The following is a 19,185-nucleotide window of genomic DNA, read 5'->3' as shown; positions in this document are numbered from 1 at the left end:
TGGATTGGGGGGCTCACCTGTCATCAAAAGTGGAAGCGTCCTGGTCAGACCCGACAGGCAAATGTTCCTGAGAGAAAAAAAGGCGATCTTTCCTTTTATTCTCTCAGGGTTATTTGACCCCGAGGGGCTGGGTTACGTTCCAGTGGGTACGTAACCTCGGGCGCTGGAACTAGACGCCACGCTAATCCCGCAGGAGGTCCCGCACCTTCCGCTTCAATCAACACATATTCGTTTGATAAATTCTTATTAAAGAAGCTTTGTGTATAAATTTTTAAATGAGGAGTAATATTGCGAAAGTTTAACAATACAAATTGCTCTGAAATAATTAAACTCAATAGTTTATACGTACTGTTAGCGCTCTTCATTCAGCCATCATTTTCTTCCTCATAACTGCCGTTCCTGCTATCAACAGCAGCCCCAGATACAAGTAGACCGGGTATAGAACGAGTTGTTCTTTTACCAGCCCGTCATTTTCGCTTTGCGCCAGCTCTTCGTTAGGTTCTCCGTTTTTTTCAGAAGCAGTGGTCAACTTACCTATGAACTGTGGTTCTCCGTCCAGCAGGTAGACCAGTCTGCCATTACTATCTACTGAAATGGGGGCTTCCACTCGAGCAAGGCCGGTATAGACGATGTCTTTATCGGAGAGGTACTCCGTTTCACCATTCATATACCTCTCTCCTTTAGGGATTGTAAAATGACTAAACTGATTTAAACCGTAATCCAGCAGGACAGATGTATCATTATAGGCCGCAGTCTTGGACTGAGCTTTTAAAAGCACCACTGCAACTGACAGATTTTCATTCGAAGCTGTCGTAACCAAAGTATGCTTGGACTCATCCACATAGCCGTTTTTTCCGCCGGTTACTTCAGGGTACACCACCTCACCTTTGACCATTTTGTGATGATTGTAGAGGGTGGTGTTCCATCCCTCCCCTTTCCAGCCAATTTCTTTTAAGGCGAATAAATCTTGAAACGCCTCGTTTTTCATAGCGTAAGAAGTAATGAGAGCCATATCTTCTGCCGTCGTATAGTGGTCTTTTTCATAAAGACCATGCGGATTCGTGAAATGAGTGTCCTTAGCTCCGGCCTTCTCTTCAAGGAACTGATTGATATTTTCACTAAACTGTTCAACTGAGCCATCTAAGTGCTCGGCTATTGCGGCAGCCGCATCATTACCAGAATTTATCATCATTCCGATCAAAAGCTGCTTCAGGGTCATTTTTTCTCCTTCCAGCAGATACACTGAAGAGCCTTCCGTTTCAGCTGCTTCTTTACTGATTGTTACCAAGCTGTTCAAATCACCCTTTTCAACCGCATAAATAGCTGTAGCCACTTTGGTAATACTCGCTGGCGACATACGCCTTTTCGCGTTTTTTGAATAGAGGATGGTCCCCGTTTCCATATCTATCATAACGCCGCTTTCACTGAACAGCATTGAGGGTTTCTGATATTCTTCTTCTGCAGTGGCGGTTTGTGCCGTAATGAATATTAATAGGATTGCAATGATAACCTTTTTCATAGAAGGAGCACCTTCCTCACTATAATTTATAACGCTGTTTTCGTATATATTGTTGCTCTCGGAAAAATCCCAAAGAGACGGATTTTTCCCTTGAAGACAAGGGTTTTTATCTCTAAACAAGGTGAATTAGCTCTTTTCTTCCTTGCTTATCAGGCTATTCCTAGTTAATTAAGTAAATATCCTTAAAACTTTGAGTTAAATAGCAACAAAGTTTACGAAAAGAGACATTTAAAAAGACATTAAACATTTTATCAAAAAAAGCCGTTTCTCAACCATTGAAATCAAAATTTAATAGAGATGATAAAAAAGCAGGAAAGAGGCTGCTCCTAAAAAAGATTAACTGCTTTCCTGTTAGGGAATAAAAATAATGACTCATTCACGGAGGGGGTACATCATGGAAAGAAAAGTACATTTATTAGTTGAAGGACATGTACAAGGAGTCGGTTTTCGCTATTATACGAAAAATAAAGCTGACGAAATGGGGATTTCAGGATGGGCCAAAAATCTTGAAAACGGCTCAGTCGAAGTTACAGCAGAAGGCGAAGCATCCAATATCGAGAGATTTGTTACCTTCGTCAAAAATGGCGCAAGCCCGGTTTCCCGTGTAGATATTGTTCATATTAACGAGCTTGAAACAGACGGCATTGAAGACGTTGAATTTCAGACTCTGTAACGTATTTTTTGTAAGGATTGACTCGTTCGGTAAAAATCCTAAGGGCATGATTTTACTCTGGGTATTCTCTGAACTGGGAGAGCATTTTCCTTTCTTACTTACCAGGCTATCCCGGTGATAGAAATTCATTTGTAATAGCAAAACAAGAACAGCTCATATATGACTGGCCTGAAGATGGTCAGTTTTTTATTGTGGGAATTTAGCAATACCACAAAACCGAGCTAATCTTTAATTCACTATTTTTTGCAGGATTTTTGAAACTTTTATCGTATTGAATCGTAATAAATAGTAATGAGGTAACGATAAGAAATTAAGGAGTAGATGACATGAAATCAATACCGCTTACATTCTTAAAAATATTTTTAGGAATTAACGGATTTTTTATCACCTTTCTCGTCATGATATTCGGGTTCGATCAGCCGTTTCTCCTCGGAGTCGCAGGTGGAGCTGCAGCCGGATATCTTAGTTCCGCATTGGGGAAATGGGTGTATACCAGAAGATTTCTGAAGAGAAATGGTATTACTATACAGGATTACCGCTATATTGAAAAAAACTTAAAAGAGGCAAAGACCAAAATTAAGCGTCTCCAGAAGACTCAGTTCCAAGTTCGCTCACTTGGGGCATTCAAACAAATTCTGGAGCTTAACAGACTTTCCAGGAGGATCTATACAATCGTCCGTAAAGAACCGAAGAAATTTTATCATAGTGAGCAGTTTTTCTTCTACCATCTGGATTCCGTCGTAGAACTGTCCGAAAAATATACTTACCTTGCTACACAGCCAATTAAAAACGATCAGGTGTTTCAGTCTATAAAAGATGCTAAAAGAACTTTGCACTCCTTAGAAGAATCACTGCAGGAAGATCTCATGAATGTCCTTTCGAATGATATCCAGACATTGGATTTCGAGTTGGATGTAGCACGAAAAAACAAAAAGTAAAAAAGGAGCCTTTCCATGAACTCAAACAATTCAGCCCATTATAAAAATGATGATTTAGAAAGCCTCTTGGCAGATCCATTCTCATCCGGTACCGCTCAGAGCAATGAAGTCGGTCATGCTCCCGTAGCACTCGCTGACCGCCTGACACCAGAACACAGACAGAAAGCCCAGGAGATAGCAAAGCAAATCGACATGCATAACAGCCAGGCTATATTGGAATATGGTACGGCAGCCCAGGCACAGATGTCGAATTTCTCTCATTCTATGCTTGACCATGTGCAGAAAAAAGATGTCGGCCCTATTGGGGATGTACTGAACGATTTAATGAAAAGATTGAAGGAAATGAATCCCGAAGAGCTTTCAAATGAGAAAAAAGGATTTGTTAAGAGATTTTTCGGTAAACTGTCCAGCTCAATCTCAGAAGTACTTTCAAAGTATCAAAAGATCGGGAGTCAAGTAGACAGGATCTCCGTAAAATTGGAGCACTCCAAAAATGTCCTGATTGATGATAATCGTTTCCTTGATGAATTATATGAAAAGAATAAGACTTATTTCCAATCACTGAATATTTATATTGCAGCAGCAGAACTAAAGCATGAAGAATTATCATCTGTGACCATCCCGGCCTTGAGAAGAAAAGCTGAATCCACTCAGGATGATATGGCGTATCAGGAAGTTAATGATGCCCTTCAATTCCTGGATCGACTGGAGAAAAGAATTCATGATTTGAAAATCAGTAGACAAATGACGATACAGACCGCTCCGCAAATACGTCTGATTCAAAATACAAACGGCGCATTGGCAGAAAAAATACAGTCATCCATTCTGACAAGCATTCCTCTCTGGAAGAATCAGATTGCGATTGCCCTAACACTGTTTCATCAGAAAAAAGCTGTACAGGCACAAAAGCAAGTGTCAGATACAACGAATGAGTTGCTGTTGAAGAACTCACAGATGTTGAAAACGAACAGTATTGAGGCTGCCAAAGAAAATGAGCGGGCCATCATAGATATGGAAACATTGAAGAAGACACAGGAAAATCTAATCTCCACGATTGAAGAAACATTGAGGATCCAGCAAGAAGGAAGATCAAAGAGACAACAAGCTGAAAAGGAACTTCTATCCATGGAAAACGAACTAAAGAACAAACTTCTGCATCTTAAATAGAGGTAAAAACATAGCGCGGGCGCTGAATCTAGACGTGGATGACAGTTGTATCGGGTTGTGTCTTGGCGTATTTTATTTACTCGCAGCCAATAACTTCCCCGAAAAAAATGGTCAGCAGCTGAAACCTCTGACCATTTTTTTGCTGTTTGTATTAAATTACATACCCCGTTCGCGGATTTCAGCTTAGTTAAACATTTTAGTTTTCTTTTAATTCGCGAATTAACTCTTTTCCTTCCACACCAATCTGATCCTTTTTTAAGGTATTCCTACTCAATGTCTCGATTGAAATTGCTTTCTTGTCATCTAAAGTAATTTCGTATTGACCATTTAAATCAGTATATATCACTTGAAGCGATGTAATGTTGTAACTTTCCCCTAAACTGTCTATTATTTCTTTAGTAAGTTTTGCCGGCATTTTAATACTTTCCTTAGAAGTAATCTTCTTACGGTTGATAATCCCTAAAAGATAAAGCTTTTGATAGACTTCGATGTCATTTGAATATTCACCATTAGCCAAGATTGAGCTAAACAGGGATGCATCTGGCAACTCAATATTGCCCTCATATGAATTCTTTAACTTATTGTAATCATCTTTGAATTCATTGTTAACCTTATTTACTAATTTCTCATCAATGATGCGTTTTTTAAAAAGGTCATAAGAAAAGCGGTTTTCTAATTGAGGTATGTAAACTTCATATGCTGAATTTTTCAAGTTGAATTGTGGTTTGGAGATACTTTCATCAAAGCCATATACTTGTTCCACGTAATCAGTAATTTTTGCTTTGGCAATGTAACCGCCAAAAGGAATACCATTAAATAAAGAGTAAAAAATTATAAGAAAAGAAAAAATAAGTGTTAGTATAATTATGATGAAAATTCGTTTTTTAATCATAATGTCACCTCACAATATAATTAGCCCGTAATTCAATACCTACCACTAAGACTCCAAAAGGCTCTATTTATCCCTTATGTGTAATTTTACACTAAAGTGGTAGAAAATACTATATTTTACTTAGTTTTTGACAAATTATTTAAGTCTGGCCGTTTGTGAGTGCTCACTTTTACTTAATGACATTAACACTTGATATAACCTCATAATTAATTTCTCATAAAAAGAAACTTACTTTTAGTCGATAAGCTCCAGATAACTGAATGAATAAATAAGGTGGGAAAATTGATAGGTTTAATAATCCAGACAATAAAAGTGCACCCTGAAAAAATCACCGTTAAAACAAGTAAAAAGGAGTGCCAAATCGATGCGATTTGGCACTCCTTTTGTTGTGATATTTTAAGTTTTAGACTCGAAAGCAGAACCCGTTAGAAGAATGCCTATTTGGCTGGTATTAAAGCGGGCCTCCACTGCTGTTACTATGACGGTTAACTTCTGCCATACTTTGTGCATAGGCATAGTCCTCATTTTTTGAAGATCTGCGCTCCGAGGAGTAAGGTTTTTTCTTGTAATCGTGGTAAACAGCGTAAACGAGAACCAAAACGAAAGGAATTGCAAAATATACCCAGAACATTTGCTTTGCCTCCTTTTCCTCATTATACCATTTATTTGTTATTAATGCTTCCCTTCTATATTAATGATGGCATCTGTAAGTCGTTCATGCTCTCTTTCAGCTGTTTCATTCGAGATGATCTCTTCTCTCAAAAGGTTGTCAATTGCTTCATGTTCGGCATAAAGAGTATGCTTCTTGAGTGAATTCATCTGATCCTGCTTTAAATCAGGTACTTTTTCAAACAATTCATTTATCTCAGCTTTGAGGATATCCAGCCTTTTTTCATAGACAGCGACCAACTCTTCAGAAACTGGATCTGTGATATAAAGCTTTTGTTTGACTCTGTGAATTTCCGTGATGGCTGTCTCGTATCGATGAAGTTGAGCAATCAGTTTTTCAAATTCCACGGACCCTTCCTTCTCCGGTTTTACCCCCATCCATCCGATCAATGGCTTTAAGGATAGACCCTGTACGACAAGCGAGAACAGGACGACACTGAAGGCAAGCACCAAAATATCTTCCCGGCCGGTAAATTCCCTTGGAAGGCTCAAAACAAGCGCGACTGATAGCGATCCCTTCAGCCCACCCCAGTTCAAGATATGTTTCCATTTAAGCGGAAAACTCTTGATAAATGCGAGACTCGAATATACAGCTATGCTTCTGGCAACAAGCACAAGAGGGATGGCTGCGAGAATCAGCTGCCACTTGTCCACTAAATCAATCCTGGTGATCTCGAGCCCGACCATCAGGAAAACAAGTGAGTTGGCTAACAGAGCAGCTACATCCCAGAAGTTATTAATATTCAACTTGGTTGTCGGACTCATGCCGATCCTGCCTCCGTAGTTACCAAAAATCAAGGCGGCAACCACTACTGCAATAACACCTGAAGCATGAACACTCTCAGCTAATAAAAACGACCCATAGAACAAGATGATGCTGAAAATGATTTCCAATGGATAGTCATCAAAGTACTTCGTCAAAACAGAAAATCCGAAACCAAGTGAGCCTCCAATGATTAAACCAAGTGAAACGACTCTGACAAACTCCCAGGCACCGCTTCCGAGACCAGCCCATCCTGCATCCAGGTAGGAAAGTAAGTAGAACGCCGAAATATTAAAAAGAACGACCGCAAGCCCATCATTGAACAAACTCTCTCCTTCGATGACCACAGCCAGCCTTTTGTTTACCCCGACACTTTTGAAAATAGAAAGTACACTCACCGGGTCTGTTGCACTCATCAGAGCCGCAAACACAAACGCAGCTGGTATTGAAAAATCAAAGAAATAAATAGTGCTGAATCCGATTATTATGGTAGATACGAATGTCCCCACAAAAGCAAGCGAAAAAATCGGCTCTTTATTATCCTTCAAATGGGCAAAAGGAAGTTTAAGCGCTGCCTCCCCTAACAGTGCCGGCAAGAAAAGAGTGATGATGACAAAATTGAAGACTTCCCCTTCCGTAATGAACAGTTTCAATGGCTCCAGCACAGGAATATCAAAGAGACCAATCAAAGCACCAATGATGACCAGTGCTATGGGGTAAGGCTGCTTTAACTTTTTGGCGACCGCCGTAATACCCGCAGCAATCATCACCAAGATCAGGCCAAGCTGAAATATATGATGCAAATCCAATTCATGCATGATATGACTTCCTTTCATTTTAACTTTGAACATTATGTACTGTACCAGTGCCTTTTATTATTCGCCAAGAACTGTAGTTTAATGAAAATGCATTGGTTGCGGCTATTTTTCAAGTTGGTCCTAGCACGAGTGGCATATCTATTTATATTATCCATTACAGGAGTCTGTAAAACACAAAAAAGCCTGTCACTTTAATAGTGACAAGCTTTTGGAACTCTTCCGGCGGTCATTTTGCTTGGAATTCATTAGGCTATTGGCCTCTAGAAGCACTTTCTCTCTGGTTTCGCTGGGTTTTTGTCTTTAGAACCTCTCTTAAGTAAGACACTTTCACTCTGTTTTCGCTGGGCTGTTGGTCTTTAGAAGTCCTCTAAAGACACATTTACTCTATTTTGCTCCGCTTTTGGTCTTTAGAACCTTTCTAAAGACACTTTCCAGCCCTTTACAAACTTTTGATCAACAATCGTCTCAGCAACGGAAACAGGACATCCGGGAGTTCTTCCACATCAGAAACAAGGATACTGAACTTTCCATAAATGTTCTCAATCATTTTCCGTTGGGCCTCTTCTATTTCCTCATTTGAAAGAAACACATTAATGACTTCGATTCCTTGTTTTCTGGCTTGCAAAACCGCTTCATGTGTGTCGACGATTCCATTTTGCTCATAGCCGAATGCAGCCGGTTCTCCATCTGAAAATACAAGCAAGAATTTTTGCTTTTCACTTCGGTGCAGCAGTCTGTCTGTCATGAGCCTGATGGCAAATCCGTCGCGGTTATCTTCCTCAGGCTGAAGGCTCATGATTTCCGGACCCCTTCCAGGTTTGAGGCTGCCCTGGAAATCCACTACCGTCTTTAAGTAATTCGGCTGTTTGGTTTCTGTTGCATGATTGGTGTCTTCCCAAAACCCTACCACTTCATGCGGAACCCTCACTGATTTCAATGATTCATGAAACAGTGTGATACCAAGCTTGGTTTGATCCATTTTGTCATACATGGAGGCTGAACAATCCACAAGCAAGGAGAATACCGCATCGATTTCCGTGGAGGGATTCTGCTTCTTATAAAACAGTCTTGGGTTGTCATCTGTCAGGAATCTAAGAAGTTTTTTGTTTAATCTTCCGAAATGGAGGTCGCTTCTAGGTTGAATTTTTTTATGTTCCAACGTCTTTTCAATCATTTTTTTTAGTTTTTTCTGATAAGGTGCAATCAAGCCCTTGTTGGTATCATACGCTCTGATGTCTTCATACTCGGGTGTTTCCGGCGAAAGGAAAATTGGATAAGCAAATCTGTTCTCTTTTCCATATTCCATCTCTCCTCCACCCTGTTCGTCTTCCCTATCCTGACGGGCAGCTTCCATTTGCGAGTAATCTTTATTTGCTGTCTCCTGTGAAGACCCTTGCACCATTCCGAGTGCCTGGTCCCCCTCTTCTCCTTCCCTCACTCCATTACCCATCAAGTCAGCCTTAGACCCTTGATCGAGATCAAATTGAAGGAATGAATCACCTTTATCACTCGTTTCACGATGCCAGGTCTCCATCTCTTCTTCAAACACTTCTTCTTCGCCAGTACTCTCCTCATCAAGAGTATCATCGTTTTGAAGCGGGTCTTTTCTTTTTAAATCTTCTATCGTCAAGCCATTCTCTTCCTGGGCATATACCTTTTCAGGGAGATGAAAATATTCGTTGAGCATATCTTTTTCAAGAATCTCTTCAAAAACATCCATTAAGTCCAGGCAGATTCGGCTCACATCTTTTGTAGATCTTGTGTCAAAGAATTTCAAAAGTGAGTCTTTGATGAATGGCATAGCCATATCGATTCGCTCGTTGATGGTAATCTCCTGTTCAAGTGGGGATTTGGCATTAAGAATCAAGTACATGCTGTTATACAACGCATCGGTAAAAACACTCTTTACCAAGTTAACCTTCAGCTGAGATTGAAAGTACTGGCGATAAAGATTCCTTCTGGTTTCAAAGGCTTTTTTCGTACCAGGTCTTTCCCGCTTGCAGATTTCCTCCAAACGGATATCCTCTGCTAGTGTAAATAGCTGCTTTCCAAGACTCGGCAGCTTAGTTGCTTTCACCTTTTTTATATACTTTTCTGTCTCCGCTACATCGGTATGTTTTAAATTGCCGATTGTTCTGAGGAAAATATCGCTTTTCAAGCCATCGATCTCTTCCAACTTGCTTCTGTGGTCCCAAAAATGTGTCACGTAAACTGTTTCATTTTTTGCGTCCATATAGGAATGGGGACCATATTCCAATTCCATCTCACCGTTTTGTGTCAATGTCTTGGCAAGGTCGGACAGCTCCATAAAAAGAAACGAATCAATTTTTTCATCATTAAACTGTATAAATCTCCGCATACAATCAATCCTTACTCAAAAAGAGTTTCTGCGATATTAAGAATGGCCGCTTTCTCTCTGTCATCTTCCAGCTTATCAATAATTCCGCGCTGGATGGCCCTCATTGGTGGCAGGTACAACGCCAAATCACATGCATCAATCAATGCACGGATGGATGCGGCTTCTTCGGAAACCTGTCCATTTCTCACTTGTACCAACAGATCAGATGATAAAGCGATGAATTTTTCAACCAGCTTCTCGTCTTGCAGCTTACTCTGTGACATAATGACTGACTTTAAGGTCTCTCCGCTGATATAAGGCACATCTATAACAACAAACCTGTTTTTTAATGCTTCATTTAGAGGAACCGTTCCGACATAGCCTTCATTGATGGCCGCAATGACACCAAAGGTTTCTGATGCCTTGATTACATCTCCTGTAAACGGATTTGTAATCATTCGACGGTAATCCAATACACCATTCAAAATCGGAAGTGTTTCGGGTTTAGCCATATTTATTTCATCAATATAGAGTAAATGGCCCTTTTTCATCGCTTCAATGACCGGCCCCTCAATAAATTCAATCGTATTTTTACCATCTCTTTCAGCAATTGTTTTGTAGCCGAGCAGCGCTTCTGCATCCATATCGACTGAACAATTTATGCTGTGCATCGGTTGAGAAAAAATAGAGGAAAGCGTGTCCGCAAGTTTCGTTTTCCCAGAACCCGTAGGACCTTTCAGGAGAACATTTTTCCCCATTCCCAAGGCAATAATCGCATCTTCAAGGATGGCTGCATCCTGGGCTGTGTAACCACCCTCTCCTATCAAGGATTGATATTCATCACCCGTAAATTGGGTTTTTCTATTTGATAAAATCCCTGAAACAGCTTCAGGTAATTGGTTTTCTAAACTCATTGTAATTCTTCCTTCCTAAAACGAAATTCTACACTAGAAACCATTCTACATGGAAAAACGGTTTCACTGCAACGACGAAGGTCACGAGATGCCTTTATCATTTATTAACGATACGGTTCATGCACTTATAATCAGATCCCTAGAGCTGCCGGCTCCTACTTCATGGGGCACGTTTTTCCCTTAATCTTACCCCTTCAACCGCGGAATCCTCCTTCAAGGGGAACGTTTCTTCCTTAATCGTATCCCTTCAACTACGATTTCTTCTTTCAAAGGAACACATTTATCCTCAATTAAAAAAGCGGTGAATGCATATGCCATTCACCGCTTAGAATCCAATCTATTTCGCTTCTTCAAAATAATCTTTGTAGAAACCGCCCATTTTCCCGCTGTCGTCAATCACGAAGAAGTAATCTTCTGATTCATTTTTCACTTCATATGTTTTGCCTGCTGTTAAAACATTTTCAACTTTATACTTTGCAGCGTTTGTATGTACACATTTCACAGTTTTGATGGAAGGACGGTTGGTCCAGTCACGATGTATCATTTAGGTAGCTCCTTTCTGTCTCTTTCCCTCTAGTATATTCTTCTGCGCCGATCACTTCAATAGCCTGTTTCCAACATTTTTATCTCTTGCTTCTGTAGAGGGATACAGATTGCCTCTTAAAACTCCCTATCTCAATTGGTAATTAAATGGTATAGTAATACTATATAGATTTGAAAGGTTGAAGATAATGAAAAAACCATTAAATCAACTGCTGGCGGTGGTAGTTTGCCTGTTTTTGGTTTATTCAACGATCCACCGTCCCGATGAAGAGGATTTTAATAGGTGGCTGAAAGGCAAGTATGATATTTCGTGCGGAGCTATTTCATGTACCATGCAAGTTGATGATTCAGATAAATCACGCACCCTTATTCTCACTGGTTCACGAACGAAAGAAGGGTATCTCTTTTTCAACACGGTTACGAAGACATTTGAAGGCAAGGAAGGCAACCGGACGACCATCAAGGCATTCGGATTCTTAGGAAACTATTATACTATTGTCGAAGAGATTGACCGCCCTCTACCGCGCGGTTAATCTCACTCTCCGCTTTTGAAGATGGTGCTTGCCGCCCTCTTCCTTTTTTTAGTATATAAGATGCCGCTTATGATGACGATAATGATAAAAGTCACTGAAGTAATGGCGAATGAAAGATGTTCAACGATGGCTGAAAAGGTGGAAGGGAATAACCTCCCTATTTGAAAATAAATTAAACACCATAGTAATGCCGCCGGATAAGCAGCCATCATGAACTTGCCGGATGATATCCCCGATGCGCCCGCTATGTATGGCATGAACAGCCGTACGCCTGGAATGAAGTAACTGAATGAAATGCCGGCAGCCCCATACTTCTCCAGCCACAATTGGCCTTTGCGAATGACTTTCCTGGATTTTGTCTTCTCGAATCTATAGAGAAGGAAGTTCTTTGCCCATCTCCCCAAACCATACCCAAAAGTCCCGGAACTGATGACACCAAGATAAGTTGCTGTAAAAGCAGTGGCAGGTGAGTAGCCTCTCCATTCTGTTAAAACCCCGGAAAAAGCTGCTGCTGCTTCATTGGGAATCGGAAACCCAACAAAAACTAACCAACTGAATATAAACATGGCAAAATAGCCTAAATCATTCACAAGTTCAACCAAAAGAGCCATGCCCTTCCTCCTGTCTTAAGAGCAAATAGTGATTTTATCCTTTATATACCCAATAATCATACGTTGAGTACTTTTGGAATCCCAGTTTTCTTAGAACAGGCGATGAATGGCCGCGCCTTGCTTGGCATGTGGCCAAAAGAGCTCCCCTGGATATTGCATGTGCGAGACGAAACTTAACCATATCAGAATAAATTCCCTGATGGCGATGCCCGGGCAGGACCCCGCTTCCATTCATAAACATCGTTTTTCCATCGCTGCTGTATCTGTAATTACTGTAGGCGACCGGTTTGGCATCTTTCAGCCCCAGTATATATCCACCGTTCCTGTAAGGGGAAGTAATATAACTTTTCCTTTGATTAAATAACGATTCCTCCTGGTCTTTCGGGTATTCCCAGATAAGTGAAGACACTTCAACAAGGTTCCGGATATCCTCGTCACTCTCTACATCTATATAATCAATATTGGTATTAATGCCCCTTTTTCCTTTAAACTGATTAAGCATGAATCCAAGTCCATCATACTTTTCAGTGATACTAAATCCATCCTTCTCTAACAGGGAAGACAGCAGCTCGCTCTGCATGCTTTCCAGCCAGAGACTGAATGGAACATTTCCAAAAAAGGTTTTAGTTCTTTCCCACTGCTGCACAAGTTGATGTCCTTCAGAAGAAAACTCCACAACCTTATTGCTGAGGACATTGTGCATTCTCGGATTCTTAATTGCCCTCAGCCCATCTTCCTCAATCGTTTCTATATAAGCGGGGATCCATTCTTTTTCATAATCCCAATGGTGTGCTTCAATTGCTTTAATTACGTCAGATTTATTCATTCCTATTCATAACTGCCTTTCAATTAAATCTTATTCACTATTCAAAAGTCCTTCAACCTCTGCTTCGGACATTCCAAGGAGTAATAGCTGTTTTTTTAGTTTTTGATGATATTCCTGGCTGACATATGGCATTGATCCTCTGAGGATTTCCCTGGCATAATGAGCGGGTGGACGGGTTTCTGCACCTCTATGATTCACTATGAATGTCAATACATTTGGAATCAAAACATCGTTTACCACGACATTTACCATTGCTGCACGATATCTGCCAGGTACGACCCCTTCTCTTTCATATAGATAATCCACAGCTTCAAAAGGCAGGCTGTATACAATCCCTTCCGTCACTCCGCCATCCTCTATGATATCCCCGCGGCCACCATCTTCAACAATATATGTATACTTCATTGAGTATCCGTTCAAAACCCCTTTACCCAGAGGTTGCTGGAAATGATGATCCACACCGGCAAGCTGGAACCTTTCCAGATCCATACAAGATCCATAGGCAAAATAAAGGAGAGAGTCCGGCTTTTGTTCCATGAACGTATGCAGTGTCCAATCCCCGGAAGCAATATAGTCTTTAAACAGTGATGATTGAAAACCAGTGTAATAGATAACATCAACGGGCCCCTCATCAGTCTGCGCTTCTGCGACCTGCCTCATATAGAGGTTATTATCACTATTTTCTTTATAGTCTTCTAGATCATCTATGCTCTCCAGAACCGTCTGATTTATTTCATAGATCTCACCGAATACCCTGTCCTTTCCTTCTTTCACTGCAGGATACCCTTCTCCAGTATCATAGAGTTTACCTTGTATCCAGGCTTGTTCTGAAATGAGCTTTGAATCTTCTAAGTAATAATGGTATCTTTGATTTTTTCTTAATGAACCATAAACGAATATCTTCATACTGCCTCTGAATCCTCCCTGTTGAAATGATCTCATTCTGATTTATAAGGTAAAAACTATAGAAATGCTAGGTTACCCTCAATAAATCATTCTACACTTTCATGTTAATCTCCTTTTTTTAAGTTTTTGTCTATTTCTCTGCAATTTAAAGAACTGACTTTTTTGTCTCCTTCTAACTGATAAAACCCTAGAATGCTCGTTGTCGATGAGAAAGTTGTTTTTTTAAAAAAACTTTTCACGGAGGAGTTAGTTGATATCCGCTCCAGGTGCGTTACTCCGCTTTACTCAACCATTCGTAAACAAATTTAATTTCAGAAGAATGAGAGTAAGAGCAACAACCTCTAAGAAATCAACCAATAAGAATAACAGCTCAACCGGTAATCAAGATTCTCAGCAATATGTGATTGCCAGGTCTATCTGGCCTTATCGTTGCCCCATATAGTCAATCGGTTTGTTTCTCCATTGAATCAACTTGTAAGAACCATTTATAGTAAAAGAATACAAAAAGAAGCTGGCGTTAACTAACCAGCTTCTTGCACTGTAGATTAGCTGTGAAGAGCTTTTTTCTCTGCCTCTTTCCTGAGTTTGTATTTCTGAATTTTACCCGATGCAGTCATTGGATAAGCATCTGTAAATTCGATATATCGAGGAACTTTGTGGCGGGAAATCTTCCCTTTACAGTACTCACGGAGTTCATCCGCAGAAGCAGTTTGCCCCTCTTTTAGGATGACCCAAGCCATGACCTCTTCACCATAAACTTTGTCAGGTATTCCAACGACCTGAACATCTAAAACTTTTGGATGGGTATAGAGAAATTCTTCAATTTCTCTTGGATAGATGTTTTCCCCGCCCCTGATAATCATATCCTTTAAGCGGCCTGTTATCCGGCAGTATCCGTTCTCATCCATTACAGCTAAATCACCTGTATGGAGCCAGCCATCTGAATCAATTGCCGCTGCTGTGGCTTCCTCATTTTTATAATAGCCCTTCATTACAAGGTACCCTCTTGTACATAATTCACCCTGCACTCCAAATGGAACTTCTTCGTCTGTACCTGGTTGAACGACTTTCACTTCTACATTAGGAAGTGCCCGGCCCACTGTTTCAACACGAAGTTCAATCGGATCGTCTGTCCTCGTCTGGGTTATGACAGGTGAAGATTCTGTTTGACCATAGGCAATGGTAATTTCATCAGCTCCCATCCTGTCAATTACCCCTTTCATCACTTCGATAGGACAGTTGCTGCCTGCCATGATTCCTGTCCTAAGCGACGAGAGGTCAAATTGGTCGAAGCCAGGATGATTCAGCTCTGCTATAAACATCGTTGGGACTCCATGCAATCCTGTACATTTTTCATCTTGGACAGTCTGCAGAACCGTACCAGGATCAAACTCCTGTACAGGCACCATGGCCGCCCCCACTGATACGCATGCCATCGTTCCGAGAACACACCCAAAGCAATGGAAAAACGGCACAGGAATGCACAACCTGTCCTCATTAGTCAATCTCATGCACTGAGCAATATTATATGCATTGTTGACAATATTATTGTGAGTCAGCATGACCCCTTTCGGAAACCCTGTGGTCCCTGATGTATACTGCATATTAATCACATCTTCAGGATGCAGGTCTGACATACGTTCATCAAGTTCGGTTTCCTCTACCGAAGCAGCCATTTGCAAAATGTCTTCCCAATTGTATGTACCACTATAGCGTTTTTCACTTAGAACTATGACATTTCTAAGTGCCGGAAGCCGTTTGCTTTCCAAGTTGCCTGGCTGCGAATCTTTTAATTCAGGACAAATTTCATAAAGCATTTCTATATAAGAAGCATCTCGATACTGATCCATTAAAAGGATGGTCGTTGCATCAGATTGTTTTAACAAATATTCGAGCTCAGCAGTTCGATAGTTAGTATTTACGGTCACCAGCACAGCACCCATTTTTCCGGTAGCAAACTGACATGCAAGCCATTCAGGGGTGTTTGTAGACCAGACGGCCATATGCTCCCCTTTTTGCAGCCCAAGACCCATCAACCCTTTTGCGACCTTACGGCAGTGCAAATCGAACTCCTTATAAGACATTCTTAAATTTCTGTCATTGTACACTACGGCATCTCTTTCCCCTTGTGCTGCCGCCTTCTCTTCCAATAACCTTCCTACTGTAACATTCAATAATTTTGACAACATACTTCCCCCATTCAAGCAAAAGATTTTTCCTTGTGGAACAGGAATAAACTGCCTGACCTGATGTCCGTTTTCTCCACATCTCCCGCCTTTATGTTATCACAAATTTTTGAATATTAAAAATACTAAGATTGTAAAATTTTTGTTATCAAATCCTTCCTTGACTTGAGTAAGTTTCACAAGCTCGTTACTTTACTTAAATCAAAATTGGTAAAATTTTTATAAAAAATTTTTGTAAAACCCCTTTTCATCTGTCATGAATAAATGTAGAATGTATAGAAAATATAGAATATTCTATATTTAATATCTCCTAGGAGGTTTTCCAATGAAGATTATGAGTAATGAACAGTTGGTTGCAGCTTATCGTGACGCGGAGAAAAACGGTACTGATCGTGACTGGATTCAAATGTTGAAGAAGGAGATTCATAGTCGAGGAATGAGGCCTGTTAGGAAGGTTTAAGGAAATTCCAAAATACTTAATGACATTAATGTCTATTCAATTGCCCCCAGTAAAAATAATTAGCAGGAAGCCCGTTAAAGCGGGCTTTCTGCTTTTTTAATGACACTTGTTCTGGTGAATGGTTATTTACTTTAGACACGATTGACGTCTTGTTCCTTGAAGATGTATGAATCTAGTACTTTTACATACATCATTTCACGCTTTTTCACTCAATGATGTATTAATCCAACCCTTTTTCATCCATCATCTCACGTCTTTTCACTCAATGATGTATGGATCCTACCCTTTTTCATCCATCATCTCACGTCTTTTCACTCAATGATGTATGGATCCTACCCTTTTTCATACATCATTTCACGCTATTTCACTCAATAATGTATGGATCCTACCCTTTTTCATACATCATTTATGCTTTTTCGCTCAATGATGTATGGATCTAAACCTTTTTCATACATCATTTACGCTTTTTCACTCAATGATGTATGGGTCTAAACCTTTTTCATCCATCATCTCACGTCTTTTCACTCAATGATGTATGAATCTAGTGCTATTTCATACATGATTCACGCTTTTTCACTCAATGATGTATGGATCCAACCCTTTTTCATACATCATTTATGCTTTTTCGCTCAATGATGTATGGATCTAACCCTTTTTCATACATCATCTCACGTCTTTTCACTCAATGATGATGGATCCAACCCTTTTTCATACATCATCTCACGTCTTTTCACTCAATGATGTATGGATCCAACCCTTTTTCATACATCATCTCACGCTTTTTCACTCAATGATGTAGGGATCCAACCCTTTTTCATACATCATCTCACGTCTTTTCACTCAATGATGTATGGATCCAACCCTTTTTCATACATCATCTCACGTCTTTTCACTCAATCATGTATGAATCTAGTGCTATTTCATACATGATTCACGCTTTTTCACTCAATGATGTATGAATCCAACCCTTTTTCATACATCATTCACGCACTTTGACTCAATGATGTATCAATCCAACTCTTTTTCATACATCATTTCACGTCTTTTCACCCAATCTTGTATGGATCCATAGATATCCAGCAAACTCTTCTCTCACTAAAACCCTACATTATCCACTACTTCAAAATAAGATATAAATAAACCAGCAGAGGTCTTCTGCTGGTTTAAGAAACTATATTATCCTTCAAGCAATAAATCTTCAGGGTTTTCCAGAAGGTTCTTGATTGTTACAAGGAATCCTACTGCCTCTTTACCATCGATGATACGGTGGTCATAAGAAAGCGCGATATACATCATTGGACGGTTTTCCATTGTGTCCTTATCGATCGCAACAGGGCGAAGCTGGATTGTGTGCATTCCAAGGATACCTACCTGAGGTCCATTCATGATTGGTGTAGATAGCAACGATCCAAATACACCGCCGTTTGTGATGGTGAATGATCCGCCTTGAAGGTCACTTAGAGCCAATTTGTTGTTACGTGCTTTTGTTGCAAGCTCCATGATTTCGCCTTCAATTTCAGCGAAGTTTTTGCGGTCACAGTCTCTTACTACAGGAACAACAAGACCATCATCAGTTGATACAGCAACACCAACATCAAAATACTTCTTAAGGACAACTTCATCGCCATCGATTTCAGCGTTAACATAAGGATATTTCTTCAATGCAGCTACAACTGCTTTTGTGAAGAATGACATGAATCCTAGGCGAACATCATGTGTTTCAAAGAATTTATCTTTTTTGCGCTTACGCAGTTCCATGACAGCTGACATATCGATTTCATTAAAGGTTGTCAGCATTGCAGCATTTTGCTGTACTTCAACCAGACGTTTGGCGATTGTCTGGCGTCGGCGTGACATTTTTTCACGTACAACCGGTTTGCCGTCATCTTTCTTCGGCGCAGCCGCTGGTTTACTTTCCGATGCAGCCGGTTTAGAAGGAGCAGACTGAGGCTTGTTCTCATAAGCTTCAACATCTTGCTTACGAACTCTTCCCAGTGGATCTGTTGATACTTGAGATAAATCGATTCCTTTTTCACGAGCAAGTTTGCGGGCTGCAGGAGAAGCGATTACGCGCTCTTTCTTGCCTTCTGTTTCTGCTGGTGCAGGGGAAGACTCTTCTTGTTTTGCTTCTTCCTTAGGAGCTTCTGCTTTTTCTTCTGATTTACTGTCAGAAGATGCAGGCTGCTGTCCGCCTTCACCTACGATTGCGATGACCTGGCCGACTTCAACCGTATCGCCTTCTTCAGCTTTTAATTCCTGAATCGTTCCTGCTTCTTCGGAAATCACTTCCACATTGACCTTATCCGTTTCTAGTTCAACGATATATTCCCCTTTTTCTACATAATCGCCCGGTTGTTTCAGCCACTGGGCAATTGTACCCTCTGTAATGGATTCTGCTAATTCTGGTACTTTAATTTCTGCCACTTTGT

17 protein-coding genes are annotated in these 19,185 nt (G+C 40.4%); 5 read left to right on the top strand and 12 right to left on the bottom strand.

All coding sequences use genetic code 11. The annotated features are described in order from the left end of the window. Positions 1 to 361: 361 nt before the first annotated feature. Positions 362 to 1,519: a D-alanyl-D-alanine carboxypeptidase family protein gene (locus tag BSG1_RS00890; RefSeq protein WP_006834882.1), complete on the bottom strand. Its 1,158-nt coding sequence runs from the start codon at positions 1,517 to 1,519 to the stop codon at positions 362 to 364. A gap of 394 nt (positions 1,520 to 1,913) precedes the next feature. Between BSG1_RS00890 and BSG1_RS00885 the strand changes: the two genes are divergently transcribed. The 3 genes from BSG1_RS00885 (at position 1,914) to BSG1_RS00875 (ending at position 4,297) form a co-directional block, all read left to right on the top strand. After that, entirely contained in the window at positions 1,914 to 2,192 is a 279-nt protein-coding gene (locus tag BSG1_RS00885) for an acylphosphatase (RefSeq protein ID WP_006834881.1), read from the top strand. Positions 2,193 to 2,518: 326 nt separating this feature from the next. Continuing rightward, positions 2,519 to 3,130: a 5-bromo-4-chloroindolyl phosphate hydrolysis family protein gene (locus BSG1_RS00880; RefSeq protein WP_006834880.1), complete on the top strand. Its 612-nt coding sequence runs from the start codon at positions 2,519 to 2,521 to the stop codon at positions 3,128 to 3,130. Positions 3,131 to 3,145: 15 nt separating this feature from the next. Continuing rightward, positions 3,146 to 4,297: a toxic anion resistance protein gene (locus BSG1_RS00875; protein WP_006834879.1), complete on the top strand. Its 1,152-nt coding sequence runs from the start codon at positions 3,146 to 3,148 to the stop codon at positions 4,295 to 4,297. A gap of 196 nt (positions 4,298 to 4,493) precedes the next feature. On the opposite strand, the gene BSG1_RS00870 is transcribed toward BSG1_RS00875, so the two are convergent. From BSG1_RS00870 to BSG1_RS00845, 6 genes are all read right to left on the bottom strand, one after another. Continuing rightward, a complete protein-coding gene (locus BSG1_RS00870; RefSeq protein ID WP_006834878.1) occupies positions 4,494 to 5,189 on the bottom strand; it encodes a YfjL-like protein in 696 nt (231 codons plus the stop codon). A gap of 451 nt (positions 5,190 to 5,640) precedes the next feature. Beyond that, the gene (locus BSG1_RS00865; RefSeq protein WP_044022153.1) at positions 5,641 to 5,820 is read right to left on the bottom strand and encodes a hypothetical protein; all 180 of its coding nucleotides are present in this window, start codon (positions 5,818 to 5,820) and stop codon (positions 5,641 to 5,643) included. Positions 5,821 to 5,861: 41 nt separating this feature from the next. Then, positions 5,862 to 7,439, bottom strand: a complete 1,578-nt coding sequence (locus BSG1_RS00860) for a cation:proton antiporter (RefSeq protein WP_044022152.1) — start codon at positions 7,437 to 7,439, stop codon at positions 5,862 to 5,864. A 439-nt stretch (positions 7,440 to 7,878) separates the two neighbouring features. Continuing rightward, positions 7,879 to 9,798: a vWA domain-containing protein gene (locus BSG1_RS00855; protein WP_006834875.1), complete on the bottom strand. Its 1,920-nt coding sequence runs from the start codon at positions 9,796 to 9,798 to the stop codon at positions 7,879 to 7,881. Between the two features lie 11 nt (positions 9,799 to 9,809). Further along, on the bottom strand, positions 9,810 to 10,691 hold the full coding sequence (locus tag BSG1_RS00850; protein WP_006834874.1) for an ATP-binding protein: 882 nt from the start codon (positions 10,689 to 10,691) through the stop codon (positions 9,810 to 9,812). A gap of 337 nt (positions 10,692 to 11,028) precedes the next feature. Beyond that, positions 11,029 to 11,235 (bottom strand): DUF6501 family protein, encoded by a 207-nt coding sequence (locus BSG1_RS00845; protein WP_006834873.1) that lies wholly within the window; start codon positions 11,233 to 11,235, stop codon positions 11,029 to 11,031. A gap of 187 nt (positions 11,236 to 11,422) precedes the next feature. On the opposite strand from BSG1_RS00845, the gene BSG1_RS00840 reads away from it, so the two are divergent. Continuing rightward, positions 11,423 to 11,767: a hypothetical protein gene (locus tag BSG1_RS00840; protein WP_006834872.1), complete on the top strand. Its 345-nt coding sequence runs from the start codon at positions 11,423 to 11,425 to the stop codon at positions 11,765 to 11,767. A gap of 2 nt (positions 11,768 to 11,769) precedes the next feature. Here the strand turns inward: BSG1_RS00840 and BSG1_RS00835 are convergent, their stop codons facing one another. From BSG1_RS00835 to BSG1_RS00820, 4 genes are all read right to left on the bottom strand, one after another. Further along, complete coding sequence (locus BSG1_RS00835; RefSeq protein WP_006834871.1) at positions 11,770 to 12,378, bottom strand: DedA family protein; 609 nt, start codon at positions 12,376 to 12,378, stop codon at positions 11,770 to 11,772. Positions 12,379 to 12,412: 34 nt separating this feature from the next. Further along, positions 12,413 to 13,204: a GNAT family N-acetyltransferase gene (locus tag BSG1_RS00830; protein WP_006834870.1), complete on the bottom strand. Its 792-nt coding sequence runs from the start codon at positions 13,202 to 13,204 to the stop codon at positions 12,413 to 12,415. A gap of 30 nt (positions 13,205 to 13,234) precedes the next feature. Next, positions 13,235 to 14,110, bottom strand: a complete 876-nt coding sequence (locus tag BSG1_RS00825; protein ID WP_052302336.1) for a gamma-glutamylcyclotransferase — start codon at positions 14,108 to 14,110, stop codon at positions 13,235 to 13,237. 545 nt (positions 14,111 to 14,655) lie between these two features. Further along, positions 14,656 to 16,299, bottom strand: coding sequence for an AMP-binding protein (locus BSG1_RS00820; protein WP_006834868.1), 1,644 nt, complete (start codon positions 16,297 to 16,299; stop codon positions 14,656 to 14,658). Positions 16,300 to 16,621: 322 nt separating this feature from the next. Between BSG1_RS00820 and sda the strand changes: the two genes are divergently transcribed. After that, entirely contained in the window at positions 16,622 to 16,756 is a 135-nt protein-coding gene (sda, locus tag BSG1_RS00815) for a sporulation histidine kinase inhibitor Sda (protein WP_006834867.1), read from the top strand. Positions 16,757 to 17,932: 1,176 nt separating this feature from the next. On the opposite strand, the gene odhB is transcribed toward sda, so the two are convergent. Continuing rightward, on the bottom strand, positions 17,933 to 19,180 hold the full coding sequence (odhB, locus tag BSG1_RS00810) for a 2-oxoglutarate dehydrogenase complex dihydrolipoyllysine-residue succinyltransferase (RefSeq protein ID WP_006834866.1): 1,248 nt from the start codon (positions 19,178 to 19,180) through the stop codon (positions 17,933 to 17,935). Positions 19,181 to 19,185 lie beyond the last annotated feature (5 nt).

The sequence above is a fragment of the Bacillus sp. SG-1 genome (assembly GCF_000181495.1).
In the GTDB taxonomy this organism is placed as follows: domain Bacteria; phylum Bacillota; class Bacilli; order Bacillales; family Bacillaceae_B; genus Rossellomorea.
This window is presented reverse-complemented; position numbering and strand designations above follow the sequence as displayed.

Excerpts from the sequence above, each read along its gene's own strand:
- BSG1_RS00870 (WP_006834878.1), bottom strand. The coding sequence starts at position 5,189 with ATGATTAAAAAACGAATTTTCATCATAATTATACTAACACTTATTTTT.
- BSG1_RS00835 (WP_006834871.1), bottom strand. The coding sequence starts at position 12,378 with ATGGCTCTTTTGGTTGAACTTGTGAATGATTTAGGCTATTTTGCCATG.
- BSG1_RS00820 (WP_006834868.1), bottom strand. The coding sequence starts at position 16,299 with ATGTTGTCAAAATTATTGAATGTTACAGTAGGAAGGTTATTGGAAGAG.
- BSG1_RS00880 (WP_006834880.1), top strand. The coding sequence starts at position 2,519 with ATGAAATCAATACCGCTTACATTCTTAAAAATATTTTTAGGAATTAAC.
- BSG1_RS00840 (WP_006834872.1), top strand. The coding sequence starts at position 11,423 with ATGAAAAAACCATTAAATCAACTGCTGGCGGTGGTAGTTTGCCTGTTT.
- BSG1_RS00845 (WP_006834873.1), bottom strand. The coding sequence starts at position 11,235 with ATGATACATCGTGACTGGACCAACCGTCCTTCCATCAAAACTGTGAAA.
- BSG1_RS00885 (WP_006834881.1), top strand. The coding sequence starts at position 1,914 with ATGGAAAGAAAAGTACATTTATTAGTTGAAGGACATGTACAAGGAGTC.
- BSG1_RS00850 (WP_006834874.1), bottom strand. The coding sequence starts at position 10,691 with ATGAGTTTAGAAAACCAATTACCTGAAGCTGTTTCAGGGATTTTATCA.
- BSG1_RS00865 (WP_044022153.1), bottom strand. The coding sequence starts at position 5,820 with ATGTTCTGGGTATATTTTGCAATTCCTTTCGTTTTGGTTCTCGTTTAC.
- BSG1_RS00830 (WP_006834870.1), bottom strand. The coding sequence starts at position 13,204 with ATGAATAAATCTGACGTAATTAAAGCAATTGAAGCACACCATTGGGAT.
- BSG1_RS00825 (WP_052302336.1), bottom strand. The coding sequence starts at position 14,110 with ATGAAGATATTCGTTTATGGTTCATTAAGAAAAAATCAAAGATACCAT.
- sda (WP_006834867.1), top strand. The coding sequence starts at position 16,622 with ATGAAGATTATGAGTAATGAACAGTTGGTTGCAGCTTATCGTGACGCG.
- BSG1_RS00890 (WP_006834882.1), bottom strand. The coding sequence starts at position 1,519 with ATGAAAAAGGTTATCATTGCAATCCTATTAATATTCATTACGGCACAA.
- BSG1_RS00855 (WP_006834875.1), bottom strand. The coding sequence starts at position 9,798 with ATGCGGAGATTTATACAGTTTAATGATGAAAAAATTGATTCGTTTCTT.
- BSG1_RS00875 (WP_006834879.1), top strand. The coding sequence starts at position 3,146 with ATGAACTCAAACAATTCAGCCCATTATAAAAATGATGATTTAGAAAGC.
- BSG1_RS00860 (WP_044022152.1), bottom strand. The coding sequence starts at position 7,439 with ATGCATGAATTGGATTTGCATCATATATTTCAGCTTGGCCTGATCTTG.